The 19,772-nt window shown below is 33.1% G+C and carries 22 protein-coding genes; 13 read left to right on the top strand and 9 right to left on the bottom strand.

Going from position 1 to position 19,772, the window contains the following annotated elements; translation table 11 throughout:
* Nucleotides 1–2: 2 nt before the first annotated feature.
* The 8 genes from murI to AC1Q5Z_RS20170 form a co-directional block, all read right to left on the bottom strand.
* On the bottom strand, nucleotides 3–779 hold the full coding sequence (gene murI, locus AC1Q5Z_RS20205) for a glutamate racemase (protein ID WP_198854447.1): 777 nt from the start codon (nucleotides 777–779) through the stop codon (nucleotides 3–5).
* 148 nt (nucleotides 780–927) lie between these two features.
* Nucleotides 928–1,431, bottom strand: a complete 504-nt coding sequence (locus tag AC1Q5Z_RS20200) for an OmpH/Skp family outer membrane protein (RefSeq protein WP_198854446.1) — start codon at nucleotides 1,429–1,431, stop codon at nucleotides 928–930.
* Nucleotides 1,432–1,445: 14 nt separating this feature from the next.
* Nucleotides 1,446–2,483, bottom strand: coding sequence for an OmpH/Skp family outer membrane protein (locus tag AC1Q5Z_RS20195; protein WP_198854445.1), 1,038 nt, complete (start codon nucleotides 2,481–2,483; stop codon nucleotides 1,446–1,448).
* Between the two features lie 42 nt (nucleotides 2,484–2,525).
* Nucleotides 2,526–5,264 (bottom strand): outer membrane protein assembly factor BamA, encoded by a 2,739-nt coding sequence (gene bamA / locus AC1Q5Z_RS20190; RefSeq protein WP_198854444.1) that lies wholly within the window; start codon nucleotides 5,262–5,264, stop codon nucleotides 2,526–2,528.
* Nucleotides 5,197–5,937, bottom strand: a complete 741-nt coding sequence (uppS, locus tag AC1Q5Z_RS20185; RefSeq protein ID WP_198854443.1) for an undecaprenyl pyrophosphate synthase — start codon at nucleotides 5,935–5,937, stop codon at nucleotides 5,197–5,199. Before uppS ends, bamA begins: the two co-directional genes overlap by 68 nt.
* Before the next feature lie 3 nt (nucleotides 5,938–5,940).
* Nucleotides 5,941–6,633: a type IX secretion system protein PorG gene (porG, locus tag AC1Q5Z_RS20180; protein ID WP_286969279.1), complete on the bottom strand. Its 693-nt coding sequence runs from the start codon at nucleotides 6,631–6,633 to the stop codon at nucleotides 5,941–5,943.
* Between the two features lie 173 nt (nucleotides 6,634–6,806).
* A complete protein-coding gene (locus AC1Q5Z_RS20175) occupies nucleotides 6,807–7,691 on the bottom strand; it encodes an NAD kinase (RefSeq protein ID WP_492446573.1) in 885 nt (294 codons plus the stop codon).
* A gap of 98 nt (nucleotides 7,692–7,789) precedes the next feature.
* Nucleotides 7,790–8,449, bottom strand: a complete 660-nt coding sequence (locus AC1Q5Z_RS20170) for a CBS domain-containing protein (RefSeq protein ID WP_198854440.1) — start codon at nucleotides 8,447–8,449, stop codon at nucleotides 7,790–7,792.
* Nucleotides 8,450–8,564: 115 nt separating this feature from the next.
* On the opposite strand from AC1Q5Z_RS20170, the gene AC1Q5Z_RS20165 reads away from it, so the two are divergent.
* The 6 genes from AC1Q5Z_RS20165 (at nucleotide 8,565) to clpX (ending at nucleotide 14,304) form a co-directional block, all read left to right on the top strand.
* Complete coding sequence (locus AC1Q5Z_RS20165) at nucleotides 8,565–9,278, top strand: pyridoxine 5'-phosphate synthase (RefSeq protein ID WP_492446571.1); 714 nt, start codon at nucleotides 8,565–8,567, stop codon at nucleotides 9,276–9,278.
* A 26-nt stretch (nucleotides 9,279–9,304) separates the two neighbouring features.
* Nucleotides 9,305–10,069, top strand: a complete 765-nt coding sequence (locus tag AC1Q5Z_RS20160; protein ID WP_492446570.1) for an alpha/beta fold hydrolase — start codon at nucleotides 9,305–9,307, stop codon at nucleotides 10,067–10,069.
* A 53-nt stretch (nucleotides 10,070–10,122) separates the two neighbouring features.
* Nucleotides 10,123–10,467, top strand: coding sequence for a phage holin family protein (locus AC1Q5Z_RS20155; protein WP_198854437.1), 345 nt, complete (start codon nucleotides 10,123–10,125; stop codon nucleotides 10,465–10,467).
* Nucleotides 10,468–10,579: 112 nt separating this feature from the next.
* Nucleotides 10,580–11,902, top strand: coding sequence for a trigger factor (locus AC1Q5Z_RS20150; protein WP_343589475.1), 1,323 nt, complete (start codon nucleotides 10,580–10,582; stop codon nucleotides 11,900–11,902).
* A 327-nt stretch (nucleotides 11,903–12,229) separates the two neighbouring features.
* Nucleotides 12,230–12,904 (top strand): ATP-dependent Clp endopeptidase proteolytic subunit ClpP, encoded by a 675-nt coding sequence (gene clpP, locus AC1Q5Z_RS20145; protein ID WP_198854435.1) that lies wholly within the window; start codon nucleotides 12,230–12,232, stop codon nucleotides 12,902–12,904.
* Nucleotides 12,905–13,071: 167 nt separating this feature from the next.
* Nucleotides 13,072–14,304 carry an ATP-dependent Clp protease ATP-binding subunit ClpX gene (clpX, locus tag AC1Q5Z_RS20140; RefSeq protein WP_144215416.1) on the top strand — a complete coding sequence of 411 codons (1,233 nt, stop codon included), beginning with the start codon at nucleotides 13,072–13,074 and terminating at the stop codon, nucleotides 14,302–14,304.
* A 219-nt stretch (nucleotides 14,305–14,523) separates the two neighbouring features.
* Here clpX and AC1Q5Z_RS20135 read toward each other — a convergent pair whose 3' ends face one another.
* A complete protein-coding gene (locus tag AC1Q5Z_RS20135; RefSeq protein ID WP_198854434.1) occupies nucleotides 14,524–15,489 on the bottom strand; it encodes a GlxA family transcriptional regulator in 966 nt (321 codons plus the stop codon).
* A gap of 140 nt (nucleotides 15,490–15,629) precedes the next feature.
* On the opposite strand from AC1Q5Z_RS20135, the gene AC1Q5Z_RS20130 reads away from it, so the two are divergent.
* The 7 genes from AC1Q5Z_RS20130 to serB all read left to right on the top strand — a co-directional run bounded on the left by AC1Q5Z_RS20130 (nucleotide 15,630) and on the right by serB (nucleotide 19,738).
* Nucleotides 15,630–16,037, top strand: coding sequence for a VOC family protein (locus AC1Q5Z_RS20130; RefSeq protein WP_492446567.1), 408 nt, complete (start codon nucleotides 15,630–15,632; stop codon nucleotides 16,035–16,037).
* Between the two features lie 2 nt (nucleotides 16,038–16,039).
* Entirely contained in the window at nucleotides 16,040–16,444 is a 405-nt protein-coding gene (locus tag AC1Q5Z_RS20125; RefSeq protein ID WP_286969271.1) for an SRPBCC domain-containing protein, read from the top strand.
* 20 nt (nucleotides 16,445–16,464) lie between these two features.
* Entirely contained in the window at nucleotides 16,465–16,869 is a 405-nt protein-coding gene (locus AC1Q5Z_RS20120; RefSeq protein WP_286969270.1) for an SRPBCC family protein, read from the top strand.
* A 108-nt stretch (nucleotides 16,870–16,977) separates the two neighbouring features.
* Nucleotides 16,978–17,388, top strand: coding sequence for a VOC family protein (locus tag AC1Q5Z_RS20115; RefSeq protein ID WP_492446565.1), 411 nt, complete (start codon nucleotides 16,978–16,980; stop codon nucleotides 17,386–17,388).
* A gap of 1 nt (nucleotide 17,389) precedes the next feature.
* Complete coding sequence (locus tag AC1Q5Z_RS20110; protein WP_198854429.1) at nucleotides 17,390–17,827, top strand: SRPBCC family protein; 438 nt, start codon at nucleotides 17,390–17,392, stop codon at nucleotides 17,825–17,827.
* A 90-nt stretch (nucleotides 17,828–17,917) separates the two neighbouring features.
* Nucleotides 17,918–18,352, top strand: a complete 435-nt coding sequence (locus AC1Q5Z_RS20105) for a VOC family protein (protein WP_343589487.1) — start codon at nucleotides 17,918–17,920, stop codon at nucleotides 18,350–18,352.
* A gap of 156 nt (nucleotides 18,353–18,508) precedes the next feature.
* Nucleotides 18,509–19,738, top strand: coding sequence for a phosphoserine phosphatase SerB (gene serB, locus AC1Q5Z_RS20100; protein ID WP_198854427.1), 1,230 nt, complete (start codon nucleotides 18,509–18,511; stop codon nucleotides 19,736–19,738).
* The last annotated feature ends 34 nt before the right edge of the window (nucleotides 19,739–19,772 follow it).

Here is a 19,772-nt window from a genome sequence, read left to right as displayed (position 1 = left end):
ACTTAAAAGTCTTTTTTGATTACTGGATATTTATGTTCTAAAATTGATTCTAAAACTTTAGGGTCTGAGTTTACATAAAATATTGGATCGTGATCTGTACTTTCAGAAAAACCAACCTTATCACGAAGCAGATTTTTTGTCTGGCGTGCAACAGCTTCTCCTGAATCTATTATTTTAATATGATCTGGGAGAATTTTTTTTATTTGAGGAATTAAATAAGGGTAGTGGCTACATCCTAAAACCAAATAATCAATATTGGCTTCAATCATAGGCTGAAGGTAAGACTCTAATAATTGTGTCATTTCTGGAGAATACAAATTGCCATCTTCAATAAGCTGTACAAGTCCATGACCAACTTGCTCAATGATTTTTGTATTGTGAAACATCTCAGCAGTTTTATTAAAGAGCTCACTGTTAAGTGTTCCTTTTGTAGCTAAAATTCCAATTACCTGTGTTTGAGAATTGGTTGCAGCTGGTTTAATAGCTGGCTCAATCCCTACAAATGGAATGTTGTAATCTGCACGAAGTTCTAGTATAGCATTTGTAGTTGCAGTATTGCAAGCAACGACAATTAATTTGCAATTATTCTCTAATAAAAACTCTACGTTTTTTTTACTTAACGCAACAATTTCTTCTTTGGTTTTTTGTCCATAAGGCGCATTTTTGCTGTCAGCTAGATAAATGGTTTTTTCATTTGGAAGAAGATCATGAATGGCGCTCCAAATGGAAGTTCCGCCAATACCAGAATCAAAAACGCCTATAGGATTATTGTTTATCATAAAGCAAATTTAAATATTTTTTAAATAAATTGTTATTCTAAGTTAAGTCAAATCTTGAAATAATACGAAAGATTAGCTTTAATTTTTTGTAAAAAAAAACTGCTCAAATTATACAAATTGAGCAGTTTAATTATAGGGATTTAATTTCTTAGAATCCTAAATCTTTTTTAACGTCAGCAGTGATGTTTGGACCATCAGCTAATAATAAAGTAGAACCGTCTAATACATATTGGAAACCTTTAGCTTTTCCAACTTTTTGGATAGAAGCTCTAACTTTTTCCATTAATGGTTTTACGATATCAGTTTCTTTTTGTTGTAATTCTTTTTGAGCATTGTCTCTGTAATCAACAATTCTCTTTTGCATATCTTGAACCTCTTTAGAACGCTCACCGTTTACAGCATCAGTTACAGTTGCAGCTTCAGCTTCGTACTTTTTGATTTTTACTTGATATTCGTCAACCATTTTTTTGTATTCAGCATCATATGTACCACTTAATTTTTGCAGTTGATTTTGAGCATCTAGCATAGCAGGCATTTTCCCCATGATCTCGCTTACATCAACATGTGCTACCTTCGCTTGCGCGTTCATTGTGTTACTTGCTCCTAAAATAAGAATTGCAGCAATTAGTAAAGTTTTGATTTGTTTCATCATTTTTAAAATATTAATTAATTATTGGTCGTATTTGCTTTTTGCGTTTCGGCTTCTTTTGCTTTTTTAGCCGCTTCTCTTTCTTCTAAAATTTTCTTTCTTCTTTCTTCCAATTCTTTTTTACGTTGTTCGTAAAGTAATTGTCTTTCTTCTGCTTTTGTCATTGCAGGCTGTTCTCCGGCAGGTGTTTCTCCCGTAGCTGCAGGTGTTGCAGTTTTAGCAGTTGAGCTTGTTTTAGCGTCACCTGTTGTTGCGGCTGCACCAGGAACTGCTGTTGTAGCTGTTCCAGAAACCGTGCCATTTTTTTTCGCTTCTCTTTCTTCTTGCAGTGCTTTTCTTCTGTCGTCGTATTCTTTCTTCTTAGCTTCCTGTTCTAATTTTCTGTCCTGAATTAGCTTTTCTCTAGCTGCTCTTTTCTCATCTAGTGCTTTTTGGCGATCAGCCATTGCTGGATTTTCGTCAATTGCATTTTCAATATTTTCTTTAGCTTCTTGTTCTTTCAATTGTTTTTTAGACAGTTGCTCACGTTTTTCAGTACGGTTTAAAATTCTTAAAACCTGATCGCTAATATCGAACCTTTTATTGCTAAAAAGCATGGTAAGATCTGACGATTTATCAAAAACAAAATCATAATTTTTTGCTTCTGCTATATCTTGCACAGCAGTAAAAACCTGATCTTGTATTGGTTTTGCTAAAGCTGCTTTCTGTCTCATTAGATTTCCATCAGAACCAAATTGTTTCTGCTGATAATCCATCATTTCTTGTTCAAGAAACTTAATTTCTGTTTCTCTTTCTTCTATTAATTCTTTTGTAAGTAAAGCTTTTTCTGTTTTTAAGCTTTCTTTCAAATTATTTATATTTAATTTTTTAGCCTCTACTTCTTGTTTCCACTTTTGAGCTTTTTGCTCTAATTGTGATTTAGCTTCTTTATAATCGGAAACATTTTCTAAAATATATTCCATGTCGATGTAGCCAATTCGAGTAGTCTTTCCTTGTGCCTGACTTGTATTTGCTACAATCAAGGCTAAAAATATAAATAAAAATTGTTTTCTCATAACATAACTTTATTTGATGATTTTTAACCAAACGTTATTTCACTAAAATTGTTGTCCAATAATAAAGTGTGTTTCCCATCCATTAGCTTTTGTTTGTCCTGGAAGAGCGTCAAATCCGTAACCAAAGTCAATACCCAATAAACCAAATGCAGGCATGAATACACGTAAACCAGCACCAGCAGAACGATTTAAATCGAATGGATTATAATCTTTAAAAGTTGGGTATGATGAACCTGCTTCTAGGAACGTTAATGCAAAAATAGAAGCCGATGCTTTTAATGTAATTGGGTAACGTAATTCCATTGAGAATTTGTTGTAAATCGTTGCTCCAATTGCATCACCTGCAGCATTTACAGGAGTTAAAGAGTTGTTTGGATAACCTCTTAACTGGATAGTTTCTCTACCATCCATTGAGTAGTTGGCCATACCATCACCTCCTAAGTAAAAACGTTCAAACGGAATTACACCTCTTTCTTGATTGTAAGCTCCTAAGAAACCAAACTCTGTAAGTGTTCTTAATACTAATTTTCCATAAACTTTAGTATACCAGTCTCCTCTAAATTTAACTTTATAATATTCTAACCAGTTGTATTTTTTCTGATCGACTTTTGCTACATCTGTATCAGCACTTGCATAATCTGATCCAACACTTACAGTTTTTCCAGAGGCATCTGTTTTGATGTAATCTCCAGTATTAAGTGGCTGGCCATAATCATCAGATGTATTTACACCTGTGTATTGTGATTTGTATTCTTTTTGGTTTTTCAAATCACCATAATCAATACCATTAAATAATGAATATGGAGGCGTAACTTTTGCAGTAATACTAAATTCAGAACCATAAGTTGGGAATATTGGGTTTACCCCTTTATTACTTCTTGAAAGTCCAATAGTATAAGCTAAGTTTCTTGAGGCTCCGTTACCAAAAGTAAACAAACCTGTATTATAATTGTTCAAGTCATAGTGCTGATAACTTACAGATTGTGATAGTACAAAGTAGTCATCTGGCACAGTTAACCTTTTTGCTAAACCAACTTGTACTGTAAAAATATTAAAACTTTTGCTTTTATCAACAGTTCTAGTGATGTAATTGTTAAGAAATTGCTTACTGTACGAAAGAGATGAACTAAACTGTACTGGTTTTTTTCCTCCAAACCATGGCTCTGAGAAAGATAAACTATACGTTTGGAAGTATGTACTTCCTTGCAAACGTAGAGCAACTTTTTGTCCGTCTCCCATTGGTAAAGGCTTGTAAGCCTCTTTGTCAAAAATCTTTCTCGCCGAGAAGTTGTTAAACGAAAGACCTAATGTTCCGATGAAACCTCCACCGCCATAACCTCCTTGAAGTTCGACCTGGCTAGATCCTTTTTCGACTACGTTATATTCAATATCAACAGTTCCAGCTCCGGCATCAACATTTTTAAATTTAGGATCAATTGCCTCTGGGTCAAAGAAACCTAATTGTCCAATCTCACGGATAGTTCTAACCAATTGTTCTTTACTGTATTTTTCACCTGGTTTAGTTCTTAACTCACGGTAAATAACGTGGTCATTTGTTTTATCGTTTCCAACAACAGTAATTTTGTTGAAGTAAGCAATAGGACCTTCAGTAACTCTAATTTCAAAATCAATAGTATCGTTAACTGTTTTTACCTCTACAGCATTAATGTTTGAGAACAAATAACCGTTGTTTTGGTATAAGTTGGTAATGTCTTCTGCGTCTGGTTTTGACTTATCAGCAATTCTTTTTTCTAGTAAAACTCCGTTATAAGTTTCTCCTTTTTTGATTCCTAAATAACGATTTAAAAGCTGATCTGAATAAACTGTATTACCTAAGAATTTAATATTTCCGAAGTAATACTTGTTACCTTCTTCTACATTAATCTTAATTGCTAGAGTATTCTTTTTCTTGTTATACTGAACAGAATCATAGATAATACGAGCATCGCGATATCCTTTTTCTTTGTAGGCAGAAATTACTTTTTCTAAGTCAGTTTTGTACTTCTCTGGAATAAACTTAGAAGCCTTAAATACGCGAATGAAATTTTTCTGCTTAGTGTCTTTCATCGCAGCACGCAATTGACTGTCTGTAAGTTGTTTGTTTCCAGTAAAATCAATACTGCTGATTTTAACTTTATCTCCTTTATCTATTCGGACAAGCATATTAACTTGGTGTCCGTTAATACTATCGGGAGTATTGGTAATAGTAACTTTTGTGTTATAAAAACCTTCTTTTTTGTATTTGTTTTCGATGTAATTTTTGGTAGTGGTAATTAAGTTTTCGTTGACAATTTTGTTCTTTGTCAAGTTATTGTCTTTAATTAAGCCTTCTATTTTACTTTTCTTAACACCAATGATTTTAACCTCATTTAATTTAGGAAGTTCAACAATATCTAAATCTAAATAGATACTGTCGTTTTCTACTTTATTAACGTAGAATGCGATTTCGTCGAAAAGACCTAGCTTGCCTAATTTTTTAATTGCACTACTAATTTCTTCTCCAGGAACAGTGATTTCCTGACCTTTTTGAAGTCCTGAAAAGGTTACAACAGTTTGCTCATTGAAGCTTATTTTACCAACAACAGAAACTTTAGCTAAAATATATTTTTTTCCTTGATCAAAAGGAACTCTTTCTTGTGCTTTAATTTGTGAAAAACTACCCAATAGTAAAAGGGTAAAGACTATTTGTATTTTTTTTTGCAACACTAAAAAATTATTTAATTTGTTCACTGGTTTTTCCAAATCTACGTTCTCTTTTTTGATAACTAATAATAGCCTCATATAAATCTTGGTCTTTAAAGTCTGGCCACAAGACATTAGTAAAATACAATTCTGCATAGGCAATCTGCCACAGCAAAAAATTACTTATTCTATGTTCTCCACTTGTTCGTATTAATAAATCTACGTCAGGTAAATTTTGCGTGTAAAGATGCTCATTTATAATTGAATCGTCAATAGTGTCTATTGAAATTATATTATTTTTAACTTTATCACTAATTGACTTTACGGCATTTACCAGTTCCTCTCTAGAACCGTAGCTTAAAGCGAGAGTAAGAGTTAAGCGAGTATTGTTTTTCGTTTTTTCCATAACATCCAAAAGTTCTTTTTGGGCTGTTTTTGGTAATTTATCAAGATTTCCAATTGCATTAAGTCTGATATTGTTTTCTTGAAGGGTAACTAGCTCTTTTTTTAATGAATTAATCAATATTTTCATTAACGCCTGAACCTCAAGTTTTGGACGATTCCAATTTTCTGTAGAAAAAGCATATAGAGTTAAATATTCAATTCCAAGCTTAGCTGAGGTTTTGATTATCTCTTTTACAGATTTAGTGCCATTTTCGTGGCCAAACGCGCGCATGAAACCTTGTTGTTTTGCCCAGCGGCCGTTACCGTCCATAATAATGGCTAGGTGTCTAGGTAAGTTTTTGTGATCTATCGATTCTATTAAATTCATTTTTTAGTATGCGCAATAGCATGGTTTTTTTCCAAAGGTATAGGTTAAAGTCATACCAGAAAAAATATACCAGTCATTATTATTTAAATTTCCAAATTTCATAATACTTGGATTGCTTGTATTTGGATTGCTTCCGTCAATATTATCCGTAAATGTATAGCGTGCGCCAACTTCGGCAGCTAAAACAAAACGTGGAGATATATTTGATTTTATACCTAATGTAATAGGTATAGACATAGAACTTCTGTTCTTTAGCTCGTATACGGTATTGGGAGTTGCAGTGTATCGGTATAAATTATTGAAGAAAAAATAATTTAAACCAGTAAACACGTAAGGTGTTATTTTTGTGTGATAATCGTGCAGATTAAAATCGAAAAAATTAAATTCTAAACCAGCAGAAAGCTCTTTTATGTCATTGTCAAAACGATAGCCTCTTTGATTTCTTCCTGTTTCATCAGATTTGTAATCATTTCCACTAATATTTGACTGTGTATATGAGAATCTCCATGCGTGTCTTGGGCTTCTGTTCCATTTGTAAAGAACACCAAAAGCTAATTTTTCTGGAGCGATATAAGTTGTTTTTCCAACATCGCCTACAAAGTTGCTTCCGCCAAGAAAAACACCAATCTCATTGATCTGAGCATTAAGTGTAATAAAGGGGAAAAAACATAACAATAAATTAAAAATTTTCTTCATTTAATTCAAAATTGCGTGCAAATATAATAATTATCAATACGAATCAAAGTTCCTTTAGTTAAATGTGCTTTTTTTTCAATTTACGTTATGATTTTGAGCCATTTAATGATGATTCACTACATGCAGAACGAGAAAATGTGGTATTATCGTATAGTGAAGAATCAGAAAAGAGTTTAATTTCTTTTATCTTCTCCCCAGAGCAGTTTGTTTCTCAAGGTTTTTAAGAAAGTCTCGTCTGGTATTTCAACCATTTTAATTTTGTAATCTGTTTTTTTAATTTTTAAAATAGACTCGTTTTTTACCGAAGAAATTCTTGAGTCTAAAGAAACCAAATATTGGTCTTCTCTTCCTGTTACGCGCAAAGTAATTTCTGTATCGTCGGGAATAACAAGAGGTCTGGCAGTTAAATTATGTGGGGCAATTGGCGTAATTACTAAACTTTTGACATCTGGCGTTAAAATTGGTCCGCCACAGCTTAAAGAATATCCTGTAGAACCGGTTGGCGTTGAAATGATTAATCCGTCTGCCCAATAAGAATTTAGATATTCGTTGTTCAAATAGGTTTCTACAGTAATCATCGAAGTGGTGTCTTTTCTACTCACTGTAACTTCATTCATAGCGAAATTAAGTTCTTTAAAAGCTTCGTTGTAAGGTTCGCATGTGATTCCTAATAAAGTTCTTTCAGAAGTGGTGTAGTTTTGATCAATAACGTATTGAAGTAAAATATCTATATTTTCTTTCTGAACTTTGGCAAGAAAACCTAATCGTCCAGCATTTATACCTAATAAAGGTACTCCAGAATTACGAACAAAAGCAGCGGCTCTTAAAATCGTTCCGTCGCCTCCAATACTAATCAACATTTCGAAACTATTATCTAAAGCAGTACTTGGCGAAAAAGTTTTGTATTCTTTTTTTATAAGCTCTTTTTCATAAAGCATATTCAGGAAATTTTCTTCAATTACCATTTCGACGTTGTTGGTATTGAAAAATGTGAAAATGTCTTTTATAATAGGTTCAGTGCTATTCTGATAGTATTGTCCGTAAATGGCTATTTTCATTCGTTGTAAATTAGATAATTTGTCAATGTGTCAATTAGATAATCTGGAAATGCGAAAATTATCTAATTAACTAATTCTCTCATTGGCACATTCATAATTTATATGTTGAGATATTTGTCTAAATAATCTGATCGCTCTTTTAAGCTATTGATATAGTTGTCTTCTTGATGCTCTGAAATAATTTCGTAACCATATCTTCTATACGTCTGAATAATTTCGTTGATTGCTCCCAAGCCAATTTTTACAGTGATTTGAACATTTTCTGTATCAGCTTCAGAAACAAAACAGCCTAAAATTTTACCATTATTGCTTTCTACAATTTGAGTTACTTCACTCATAGAATAATCCAAAAGCCCTTTTTGTACAATAATAATGGCACCAGGTTCTTTTAAAAATGGAGTTTCCTGAAAAAACTTCATGATGTCTTCCATTTCGTAGTAGCCTATATAATTGTTGTTTTCATCAAGAATAGGCAGGATATTCGTGTGGTTTTTTGCAAAAACCTCTAGAACATCTAGCCAAATCATCGATTTTCTGGCAAAGAAACGTTCTAAAGCATATTTGTAATCAATTGCTTTTTTATCAGTGTCAAATGTTTCAACATCATCAGAAGAGATGCTTCCAATAAAAATACCATCTTCTAAAATCGGAAAATGAGAAAAATTTACATCGATAAAAAAGTCCTGAATCGAGGCAATTGTTTCCTGACTGTCAATTGCTCTGAAATCGTTTGTGATATAGTTTGTAATTTCTGTCATAAATCAATTGAGGATATTTGATGCAAAATAATCAAAAAATACCGAAAACCGCTCTGTTTTACTTTGTATTTTTGTCGTAACAAATATAAGATTACTAGAATTAATATCTATTTATATGACAAAATTAAGTGTAAATATCAATAAAATAGCAACGCTTCGAAATGCTCGTGGCGGAAATGTTCCCGATTTATTAAAAGTAGCTGTAGATATTCAGCGTTTTGGCGGACAAGGAATTACAATTCACCCACGTCCAGATGAGCGCCATATTCGTTATCAAGATGCACGCGATTTAAAAACAGTTGTTACCACAGAATATAATATTGAAGGGAATCCGCAGCATAATTTTATCGATTTAGTTTTAGAATGCAAACCAGATCAGGTTACCTTAGTTCCAGACGCAATTGGTGCAATAACCTCTTCTGCTGGCTGGGATACAATCAAAAATCAAGAATATTTGACTGAAGTGATTCAAGAGTTTCAAAGAAACGGAATAAGAACTTCAATTTTCGTTGATCCAATTTTAGAAATGATTGAAGGCGCGAAAAAAACAGGAACAGATAGAATTGAGTTGTACACAGAATCTTTTGCACATCAATATAGTTTAGGAAACGAAAAAGGAATTGATCCTTATGCTAAAGCTGCAGTGTTGGCAAATGAATTGGGGTTAGGAATCAATGCTGGACACGATTTGAGTTTAGATAATATCAAATTTTTTAAAGAAAACATTCCAGGTTTATTAGAAGTTTCTATTGGCCATGCTTTAATTTCGGAGGCACTTTATCTTGGTTTAGATAATACTGTAAATATGTATCTGAATAAATTGAAATAATTCTTTAAAAAGAAAAAATTAAAAATATGCTTTATTCAAAAATAGAAGGAGAAGGAAAACCATTTGTCATCATGCACGGATTTCTCGGAATGTCTGATAATTGGAAAACTTTAGCTGGGCAATATGTAGAAGCCGGATTTCAAGTTCATATTTTAGATTTAAGAAACCACGGTCGCAGTTTTCATTCAGATGAATGGAGTTATGAAGCCATGGTTCAAGATGTGTACGAATACTGTCAAGCAAATAATCTGACTAGAATAGATATTCTAGGACATTCGATGGGAGGGAAGGTAGCGATGCTTTTTGCTACGACACATCCAGAAATTGTAGACAAATTGATTGTGGCAGATATTGGTCCGAGATTCTACAAACAGCATCATCAGGATATTTTGGCAGGATTAAATGCAGTAGATTTTTCTGTAAAACCAAGCCGAAATGATGTAGAAGCAATTTTATCTCAATATGTTCCAGATTTCGGAACGCGTCAGTTTTTGCTAAAAAATCTATATTGGAAAGAGCCGGGACAATTGGCCTTTAGATTTAATTTAGAAGCTTTTAATAATAATCTGGATGCGATTGGAAAACCTTTGGCAGATCATTTGGTTTTTAATAATCCGACATTATTTATTAGAGGCGGAAATTCTGGCTATATTCAAGATGCCGATCTCGATGGAATTCGCAAGCATTTCCCAAATTTAAAATTAGAAACCATTCCAAATGCGGGACATTGGCTTCATGCTGAAAATCCGAAAATGTTTTTTGAATTGACAGCAACGTTTTTAAAAGAATAAAACACTTTTGATAAAATTTTATTATTTTTAAATAAATTTTAAACCTAAAAACTATGAAATTATTACTTAGACTTCTCGTTACGGCTGCTTTGGTTTTATTATTGTCTAACATTTTAACAGGGGTTCATGTTGCTAGTTTTGGTACAGCAGTAATTGTTGCAGTAGTTTTAGGATTGCTGAATATCTTTATTAAGCCAATTTTAGTGTTGTTAACTTTGCCAGTAACGTTTGTTACGCTTGGTTTATTTTTATTAGTCATAAACGCGGTAATTATTTTGCTGTGCACTAATATTGTAGGCGGTTTTGCAGTAAATTCATTTTGGACAGCATTAATATTCAGCATTATTCTATCTATACTTCAATCTCTTACTTATAAAATACTAGGAGACGATAAATAAAACAAATCAGCAGATTAAAACTGCTTCAAATACAATACATTAAAAACTTGGTTGGGTTGCAAAAATTTTATAATTTTGCAACCCAATTTTATTATGTAAATTAAAGAAGAAGATGGATATTAAAAGAGTAGCAATAGACGCTGTAAACGAGACAATCGTTATGAACGTTGTTCATATGGATTATAAAGGTCAAGTAGCAAAAAGAATTAACGAAAAAATGCCTTTAGCGCAAGTAAAAGGATTTAGAAAAGGTGCAGTGCCTAAAGATCTTGTTGAAAAACAATACGGAAAAGGTATTAAACAAGAAGAGGTTAAAAAAGTAGTTGATTTGGCTTTAGAGCGTTATATTCAATCTGAAAGATTAAATCTTTTAGGAACTCCTCTTGCTAAAGTAAACGAAGATTTTAACTGGGATGCTGAAGAATTAACTTTTGAATACGAAATTGGTTTAGTGCCAAATTTCGAAATTGATCTTGAAGCTAAAAACAATATCGTAAAATATATCGTTACTGCTGACGATAAATTAATCGACGGACAAGTAGAGCGTATCCAAAAACAATTTGGAAAAGCAGTTCCTCAAGAAGTATCAGATGCTAAATCTGATTTAACTGGAACTTTCTCAAACGAAGCAAACGGAATCAATAATACAACTACAATTTCTGTAGATACATTCAGCAAAAAAGCTCAAAAACAATTCACAGGTAAAAAAGTTGGAGATGTTGTTACAGTAAGTACAAAAGGTTTATTTGAAGACGATCACCAATTAATGGATTACTTAAAAGTAGGTCACGAAGGTGTTCACGGTTTAGATGTTGAAGTAAACTTTACTATTGAGGCAATCAACGGTTCTGAACCAGCTGAATTAAACCAAGAATTATTCGACAAACTTTTTGGCGAAGGAAAAGTAGCTTCTTTAGAAGATTTAAAAGCTAAAATTAAAGAAGATGCTGAAGCTCAATTCGCTCAGCAAGCTGACCAAAAATTATTATTAGATGTTCAAGATTTCTTGATCGAAAACACAAAATTCGATTTGCCAGCTGAATTCTTGAAAAAATGGTTACAAACTGTTGGAGAGAAAAAACTTTCTGCAGAAGAAGCTGAAGTTGAATACGCAAGATCTGAAAAAGGTTTACGTTTCCAATTAATCGAAGGAAAAGCTTTAGCTCAAAGCAATATCCAAATTACATTTGATGACTTGAAAGAGTTTACATCAAACGCAATCAGACAGCAAATGGCTCAATTTGGTCAAACTAACCCAACTGACGAAGAAGTTCAAGGAATCGTGGCTAGAGTTTTATCTAACCAAGACGAAGTGAAAAGACTTTCTGAGCAAGTTGTAGCGGCTAAAATGTTAGATATCTTCAAAGAAAAAGCTAACCCAACAACTAAAGAGGTTACTTACGAAGAATTTATTGCAGCTTCTTACGGAGAATAAATTTTAGTCTGAAAGTCAAAAGTTGTAAAGTCGAAAGTTAAGAAGTATACTTTTTAAAAATTAAGATTTTATTACAGAAACTGAAAGATAAAAATAATTATATTTGAACGTCAATGGAATTTTTTATTCTGTTGACGTTCTTTTTTTGTTTCAGGTTTGAAGTTGGTAAACGTTTCTTAGAAAGAAAAACTTAGAACCTTAGCAGCTTAGAATCTTAGCATCTTAAAAAAGACGACAAATTGGCATTTCTTATAAAAAGGTATGAACTTTGTTTAATTCGTTTAAGTCACTTGCTGACTTTAGACTTTTCAACTTTAAACTAAAAATATGAACTACGGTAAAGAATTCAAAAAATTTGCTACAAAGCACCAAGGAGTAAACGCAATGTATTACGATAAAATCGTAGCAGCAATGACTCCAACAAACATGACTCCATATATTATCGAAGAGCGCCAATTGAATGTTTCTCAATTAGACGTTTTCTCAAGATTAATGATGGACAGAATTATCTTTTTAGGAACAGGCATCGACGATCAGATCGCTAATATTGTTCAGGCTCAGTTATTATTCTTAGAAAGTGCTGATGCTTCAAAAGATATTCAAATTTATTTAAACTCTCCTGGAGGAAGTGTTTATGCAGGTTTAGGAATTTACGATACAATGCAATACATCAAACCAGATGTAGCAACAATCTGTACAGGAATGGCAGCTTCTATGGGAGCAGTTCTATTATGCGCAGGAGCAGCAGGAAAACGTTCTGCATTGCCTCACTCAAGAGTAATGATTCACCAGCCATCTGGAGGAGCACAAGGTGTTGCAACAGATATGGAAATCAACTTACGCGAGATGTTGAAATTAAAAGATGAATTATACAACATCATTTCTCACCATTCAGGACAAACTTTTGATAAAGTGCACAAAGACAGTGAACGCGATTACTGGATGAAAGCAGACGAAGCAAAAGAGTACGGAATGATTGATGAAGTATTAAGAAGAGGATAATTTTTAGGTTCTAAGTTGCTAAGGCACTAAGATTCTAAGTGTTCTTTGTAATTTTAAAATCAAATAAAAAAATAAAAATATTAAGCTGTAAAGAGCTAAGTTTTTAAGTTTTAGGTCAAAAAGCTTAGAAACTTAGTATCTTTGCAGCTTAGTAACTTAAATAAAGAATGGCAAAAGTAGTATTAGAATGTTCGTTTTGTGGAAGAAAAAAGCCAGAAACTAATTTATTAATTGCAGGTATCAATGCACACATTTGTGATAAATGTATTGAGCAAGCACACGGAATTGTTTTAGAAGAATTAAAATCTAGCGGAAGCGCAAAATTAGTTGGGGACTTAATTTTAAAGAAACCAAAAGAAATTAGAGCTTTCCTAGATCAATATGTTATTGGTCAGGATCAGACTAAAAAAGTAATGTCGGTTGCGGTTTACAATCACTACAAACGTTTAATGCAACAGCAATTAGACGATGAAGTAGAGATCGAAAAAAGTAACATCATCATGGTTGGTCAAACAGGAACAGGAAAAACATTAGTGGCAAAAACGATTGCTAAAATGTTAGACGTTCCGTTGGCAATTGTTGATGCGACAGTATTAACAGAAGCAGGTTACGTTGGAGAAGACGTTGAAAGTATTTTGACACGTTTGCTTCAAGCTGCAGACTACGATGTAGCAAAAGCAGAAAGAGGAATCGTATTTATTGATGAGATTGATAAAATTGCTCGCAAAAGCGATAATCCGTCAATAACGCGTGATGTTTCTGGAGAAGGTGTTCAGCAAGCATTATTGAAATTGTTGGAAGGAACGGTTGTAAATGTACCGCCAAAAGGAGGACGTAAGCACCCGGACCAAAAATTTGTTGAGGTAAATACTCAAAATATCTTGTTTATTGCAGGAGGAGCTTTTGATGGTGTTGAACGCATTATTTCAAAACGCTTAAATCGTCAGGCGGTTGGTTACTCAACTTCTAAAAATGTTGATAATATCGACAAAGACAATTTATTGCAATACATTATTCCAAAAGATATTAAAGATTTCGGATTGATTCCAGAGATTATTGGTCGTTTACCAGTTTTAACACACATGGATCCTTTGGATAAAGAGACGCTTCGTGCCATTTTAACACAACCTAAAAATGCATTGATCAAACAATATCAGAAATTATTCTTGATGGATGATGTTGAGTTTACTATTACAGATGAAGCTTTAGATTTTATTGTAGACAAAGCTTTAGAATATAAATTAGGAGCTCGTGGATTACGTTCTTTATGCGAAGCAATTTTGACAGATGCCATGTACGAACTGCCAACTTCAGATGATACAAGCCTGACAATCGACAAAGAATATGCAGAACATACGCTAAGCAAAAACTTGCTGAAACGTATGGAAATTGCTTCTTAAGCTATAAAATCAACTTTGACAAAGTTCAATTATAAAACCTGTTCATTTATTTGAGCAGGTTTTTTTATTTTCTTTTTTGTTTAGTTTCATGAAAACTTAACTTCTGTTTTAGCCCTGATCGAAACGGCAATCCTTTTGCTGTGGGGTTCACAGCAAAAGATACAGTGAAGAGCAGGACAGATGTTCTTTTGGAAACGAAATGTGCTGCTTTTAATAAAATTATTGCACTCTAAATTTCTCGCGATATTCAATTGGTTTCATGCCAACCATTTTATAAAAAACCTTTCTAAAGGCTTTTGGATCGTTATAGCCAGTTTTTTCGATAATTTCTGAAATCGAAAGCTGGGTTTGCTCTAGATATTTCTTTGAACTTTCGACTCTAATATTTTGTAGATATTCAATTGGCGGAATTCCGGTTACTTGTTTAAAACGGCGTGTCATGTTTCTGGCACTTGTCGGAATGTCTTTTGTAATTTCTTCTAGTTTTTCGATGGTGTGATACTGGCTTTCAATTTTTTGCTGTAGCATGGCAACCAAAGTGTCATTGTGTAAATGGTTTGGTCTGAAAGTGCTAAAATAGCTTTGCTTGTATCGGTTTAAGTCGATAGAAAATATTTTAGCAATTTTAACTGCCATTTCGTTGCCGCAGAATTTTTGAATCAAAAGAATCAATAAATGAAAAGTTGAGGTAGATCCTCCGCTTGTATATAAACTTCCGTCGGCGGTTAAAGTTTCTTCTGGTTTTAATTTCACCATCGGAAAGGCTTTTGTAAAAGCGCTGCAAGCATCAACATGGGTTGTGGCAAGTTTTTCGTTTAATAAACCAGATGCGGCAAACAAAAATGCGCCAGTACAAAAACTGGCTAATTCGGCTCCAGTTTTATGTTGTTTTTGAAGCCAAGGAATAAAGTTTTTATTCTTTTTAATCATCTCGCTCATATTATCAGTAGTAAAAGCGGGAATTAAAATTAAGTCTAGAATAATTTCTGAAGTTTCAATGGAATTACTTTTATATCCAAATATATTTCCTTGATCGTTTTGCTCTTTAGACTGAAAAATCATTATTTCAAATGGTTTTTCTGTTCCCGATGTAAGTTTATTTGCAGTTTCAAAGACTTCTAATATCGCGGCTATACTTAATAATTTATAGTCGTGAGGTACGATTAAACCTAGTTTCTTGCTCATGATATTTGTTGTTTTTGGAATTTCAGTTAACACAAAAATAAGCAAATTGTCTTAAATGCCCCTAAAGTTGACTTTTATTGTCGTTTTAAACTAATCTTAAAATTTTACATTTGCTTTGATTAATTTGTAATTTTATAAAGATGAAAACAAAGATATTCTTAAATCTTGCGGTAAAAGATTTAAATCGAGCAGTGAAATTTTTTAATGAACTTGGTTTTTCTACAAATCCAAAGTTCACAAATGAACAGGGAGCTTGTATAGTAATTAGTGATAACATTTTTACAATGCTTTTGGTTGAAGAGTTTTATCAAACCTTTACTCCAAAGAAAATTTGTGATTCTACTACAACAAGCGAAGTCCTTATTTCTCTTTCTATGGAATCACGTGAGAAAGTAGATGAAACAATTGAGAAAGCGGTAAAAGCTGGTGGAACAGATTATCAAGAAGCAAAAGATTATGGTTGGATGTACCAAAGAACATTTCTAGATTTGGATGGACATCATTGGGAAGTCTTCTTTATGGATGAAAGTCAAATTCCAGCCAATTAAAGATGATTTCGGTAGAAGTTATAATTAATGCGTCAATAGAAAAAGTTTGGGATTTTTGGATTACGCCAAAACATATCCAAAACTGGAACAGTGCTTTTGATAATTGGTATACGTCTTATGCTGAAAATGATTTGCAAGAAAAAGGAAAGTTTAGATATGAAATGAGATCAAAAGATAAAGATGAAAGTTTTGATTTTGAGGGAATATATACAAAAGTTGAAAAATTTCAGTTAATAGAATATAAGCTTTCAGACAATAGAATCGGAAGCGTTCATTTTGAAGATTTTGGAAACAATGTAAAGCTTGTTGAATATTTTGAGCCCAATAAAACTGATTCTGAAAATATGCAAAAGCAATGGTGCCAAGATGTGATTGATAACTTTAAGAAATACACAGAGAGATTTTAAAACGAAATTTATTTATAATAATGATAACAATAAAAAATACTGTAAAAGCATCTGCAGAGAAAGTTTGGAAGTTTTGGAATACACCAGAACATATTACTAAATGGAGTTTTGCTTCTCCAGATTGGCACACGCCTCACGCAGAAGCAGATTTAAGAGAAGGAGGAAAATTTAAATCGACTATGGCTGCCAAAGATGGGAGTATGAGTTTTGATTTTGGAGGTGAATTTACTTTAGTAAAACCAAATGAAGCACTTTCGTATGTTCTAGGAGATGGAAGAAAGGTTGAAATTACTTTTACAGAAACTTCAGAGGGTGTAGAAATTGTAGAAAGTTTCGACCCAGAAACTCAAAATCCAGAAGAAATGCAGCGCGCAGGCTGGCAGGCAATTTTGGATAATTTTAAAAGTTACGTAGAGGCTAATTAATTTTAGCTTCAAAGTCTCAAAGGTCAAAGATTACAAACTTAAATTAGCTTATATCAATTATATGGTTTAAAAGAAATAAATATCTAACCCAACAAAAAAAAACAAAAAATGACAAAACAAATATGGTTGAATCTTCCTGTAAAGGACGTAGCAAAAGCGAAAGATTTTTTCTGGAAAATTGGTTTTTCGTTTAATGAACAGCATGACACCCCAAGCTCTACTTGTATGGTTGTAGGTGAAGGACATTTTGTAGTAATGCTTTTTGAAGAAATGCTTTTTTCTAGTTTCTCTCAAAATAGTATTACTGATACTAAATCGAGTTCGGAAGTATTGATTTCAATCGATGCTGAAAGCAGAGAAGAAGTTGATGAACTAGCTGAAAAAGTAAAACAAGCTGGCGGAATTGTGTTTGCTCCTCCTGCAGAGAGTCAGGGTTGGATGTATGGTTGTGGTTTTGCCGATTTGGACGGTCATCGTTGGAATGTCTTATTTATGGATTTTAGTAAATTACCAGATTAAAATGGAAAAATTAGTTTTTAATATCAAGATCAAGGCTCCCAAAGAAAAGATTTGGAAAGTCTTATGGGATGACGAAACTTATCGAAAATGGACAAGTTCTTTTTGTGGAGAAAGTTACGTTGAATCGAGTTGGAACGAAGGCGACAAAATTTATTTTTTGGGCGCAGCTGGAGAAGGAATGAATAGTTTAATTGAAAAAAAAATCCCAAATGAATACATGGCTTTTAAGCATTTAGGTGAACTGAAAGATTATAAGGAAGTTCCGCCAAATGCAGAAACAGAACAATGGACTGGAGCCATGGAAACCTATCGTTTAGATCAAAAAGGAGATTTGGTTGATCTTCATGTGGAAGTTGATGTGATCGAAAAGCATATAGACTATTTTAAAGAAGCATTCCCAAAAGGATTGGAGACCATTAAAGAGTTATCTGAGAAATAGAGAATGTAGAAGAAAGAAGCGAAAGCAAGACTTTGTTTTGTGCTTCAAACGGAATTAACAATTTATAGTTAACAATTAATAATTTAAAAAATGGCAGCAATAAATCCATATTTAATGTTTAACGGAACTTGCGAAGAAGCGTTCCTGTTTTATAAATCGGTTTTTGGAGGAGATTTTCCGTATATCGGAAAATTTAAAGACGCTCCAGCAGAAGAAGGAGAAGTGCTTTCTGAAGAAGCATTAAATCGCATTATGCATGTTTCGCTTCCAATTGGAAATACCATTTTAATGGGAAGTGACAGTCATCCTAGATACGGAGACGTAGGTTTTGGAGATAATTTTTCGATTTCTATTAATACAGAAAGTACAGACGAAGCAGATAGAATTTTTAACGGACTTTCGGCTGGAGGAAAAGTTGAAATGCCAATGAACAATACTTTCTGGGGATCTTATTTCGGAATGTTTAAAGATAAATTTGGTGTTAATTGGATGGTGAGTTTTGATAAAAACATTCCAAATCAATAGCCAAAAAGTTACGTTATTTTAATAATAAAAGATAATTGTTAAATTACTCGAAAAAGCACATTTATATGTGCTTTTTCTTTTCAAAAAAACAAGGATTATTCTTTTTTATCAACGAGAGATTGCCGATTTTTGTCGCTTCAAAATCAAGAAAGAAAAATGGCAGCAGAAGATAAAGAGATAATTTTATTAAAAGTTTCAGGACACGATAAAATTGGAGTTACAGCAGGTTTAACGGCTGTTTTAGGAGCATACGACGCTAATATATTAGATATCGGCCAAGCTGATATTCATGACACACTTTCTTTAGGAATTTTGTTCGAAATTGCAGCAGGTTCATCTTCGGCTCCGGTTTTAAAAGATCTTCTTTTCAAAGCTTATGAATTAGAAATCAAAGTAAAATTTATTCCGATTTCTATTGAAGATTACGAAACTTGGGTAAAATCACAATCTAAGCAACGATACATCATTAATATTTTGGGCGAAAAACTAGCAGCTTCTCAATTGGCAGCAGTTACCAAAATCATGTCAGATCAAAACCTAAATATCGATTCTATTATCCGATTAACAGGAAGAACTTCTATTGTAGAAAAAGAAGAATATCCACGTTCTTGTATTCAATTGTCTGTGACAGGAGAGATTGTAAATAAAATTGTCATGACAGCAAGTTTTATGGAAGTCTCTAGAGCACTAAATGTCGATATTTCTTTCCAAGAAGATAATATTTATAGAAGAAACCGTCGCTTGGTTTGCTTCGATATGGATTCTACTTTAATCCAAACCGAAGTAATCGATGAATTGGCAGAATTGAATGGAGTAGGAGATCAAGTTCGCGCCATTACGGAATCGGCTATGAATGGCGAAATCGACTTTAATGAAAGTTTCAAAAAACGTATGGCACTTTTGGAAGGTTTGAGCGAAGAAGTATTGCAAAATGTAGCAATCAATTTACCAATCACGCAAGGAGCGCATCGTTTAATGAAAGCTCTAAAATATTACGGTTATAAAACCGCTATTCTATCTGGAGGATTCACTTATTTTGGAGAATATCTTCAAAAAGAATTAGGAATAGATTATGTTCATGCCAATCAATTAGAAATAAAAGACGGTAAACTGACAGGTAAATATTTAGGCGATATTGTTGATGGACAGAAAAAAGCTGAATTCTTGAAAGCAATTGCCGAAAAAGAAGGAATCCACATTAACCAAACCATTGCAGTTGGAGATGGAGCAAACGATTTGCCAATGCTAAACTTAGCAGGTCTAGGAATTGCTTTTCATGCCAAACCAAAAGTAAAAGAAAGCGCATCAACATCAATTTCAAGTTTAGGTCTTGATGGTGTTTTATATTTGTTAGGTTACCACGACAGATATATAGATATGATGTAAAAGTCTAGTTTGTCATTTCGACCGTAGGGAGAAA

This window comes from Flavobacterium sp. GW823-FHT06G12, assembly GCF_058794775.1.
Note: the sequence above shows the minus strand (reverse complement) of the source record. Positions and strands in the feature narration are given on the sequence as shown.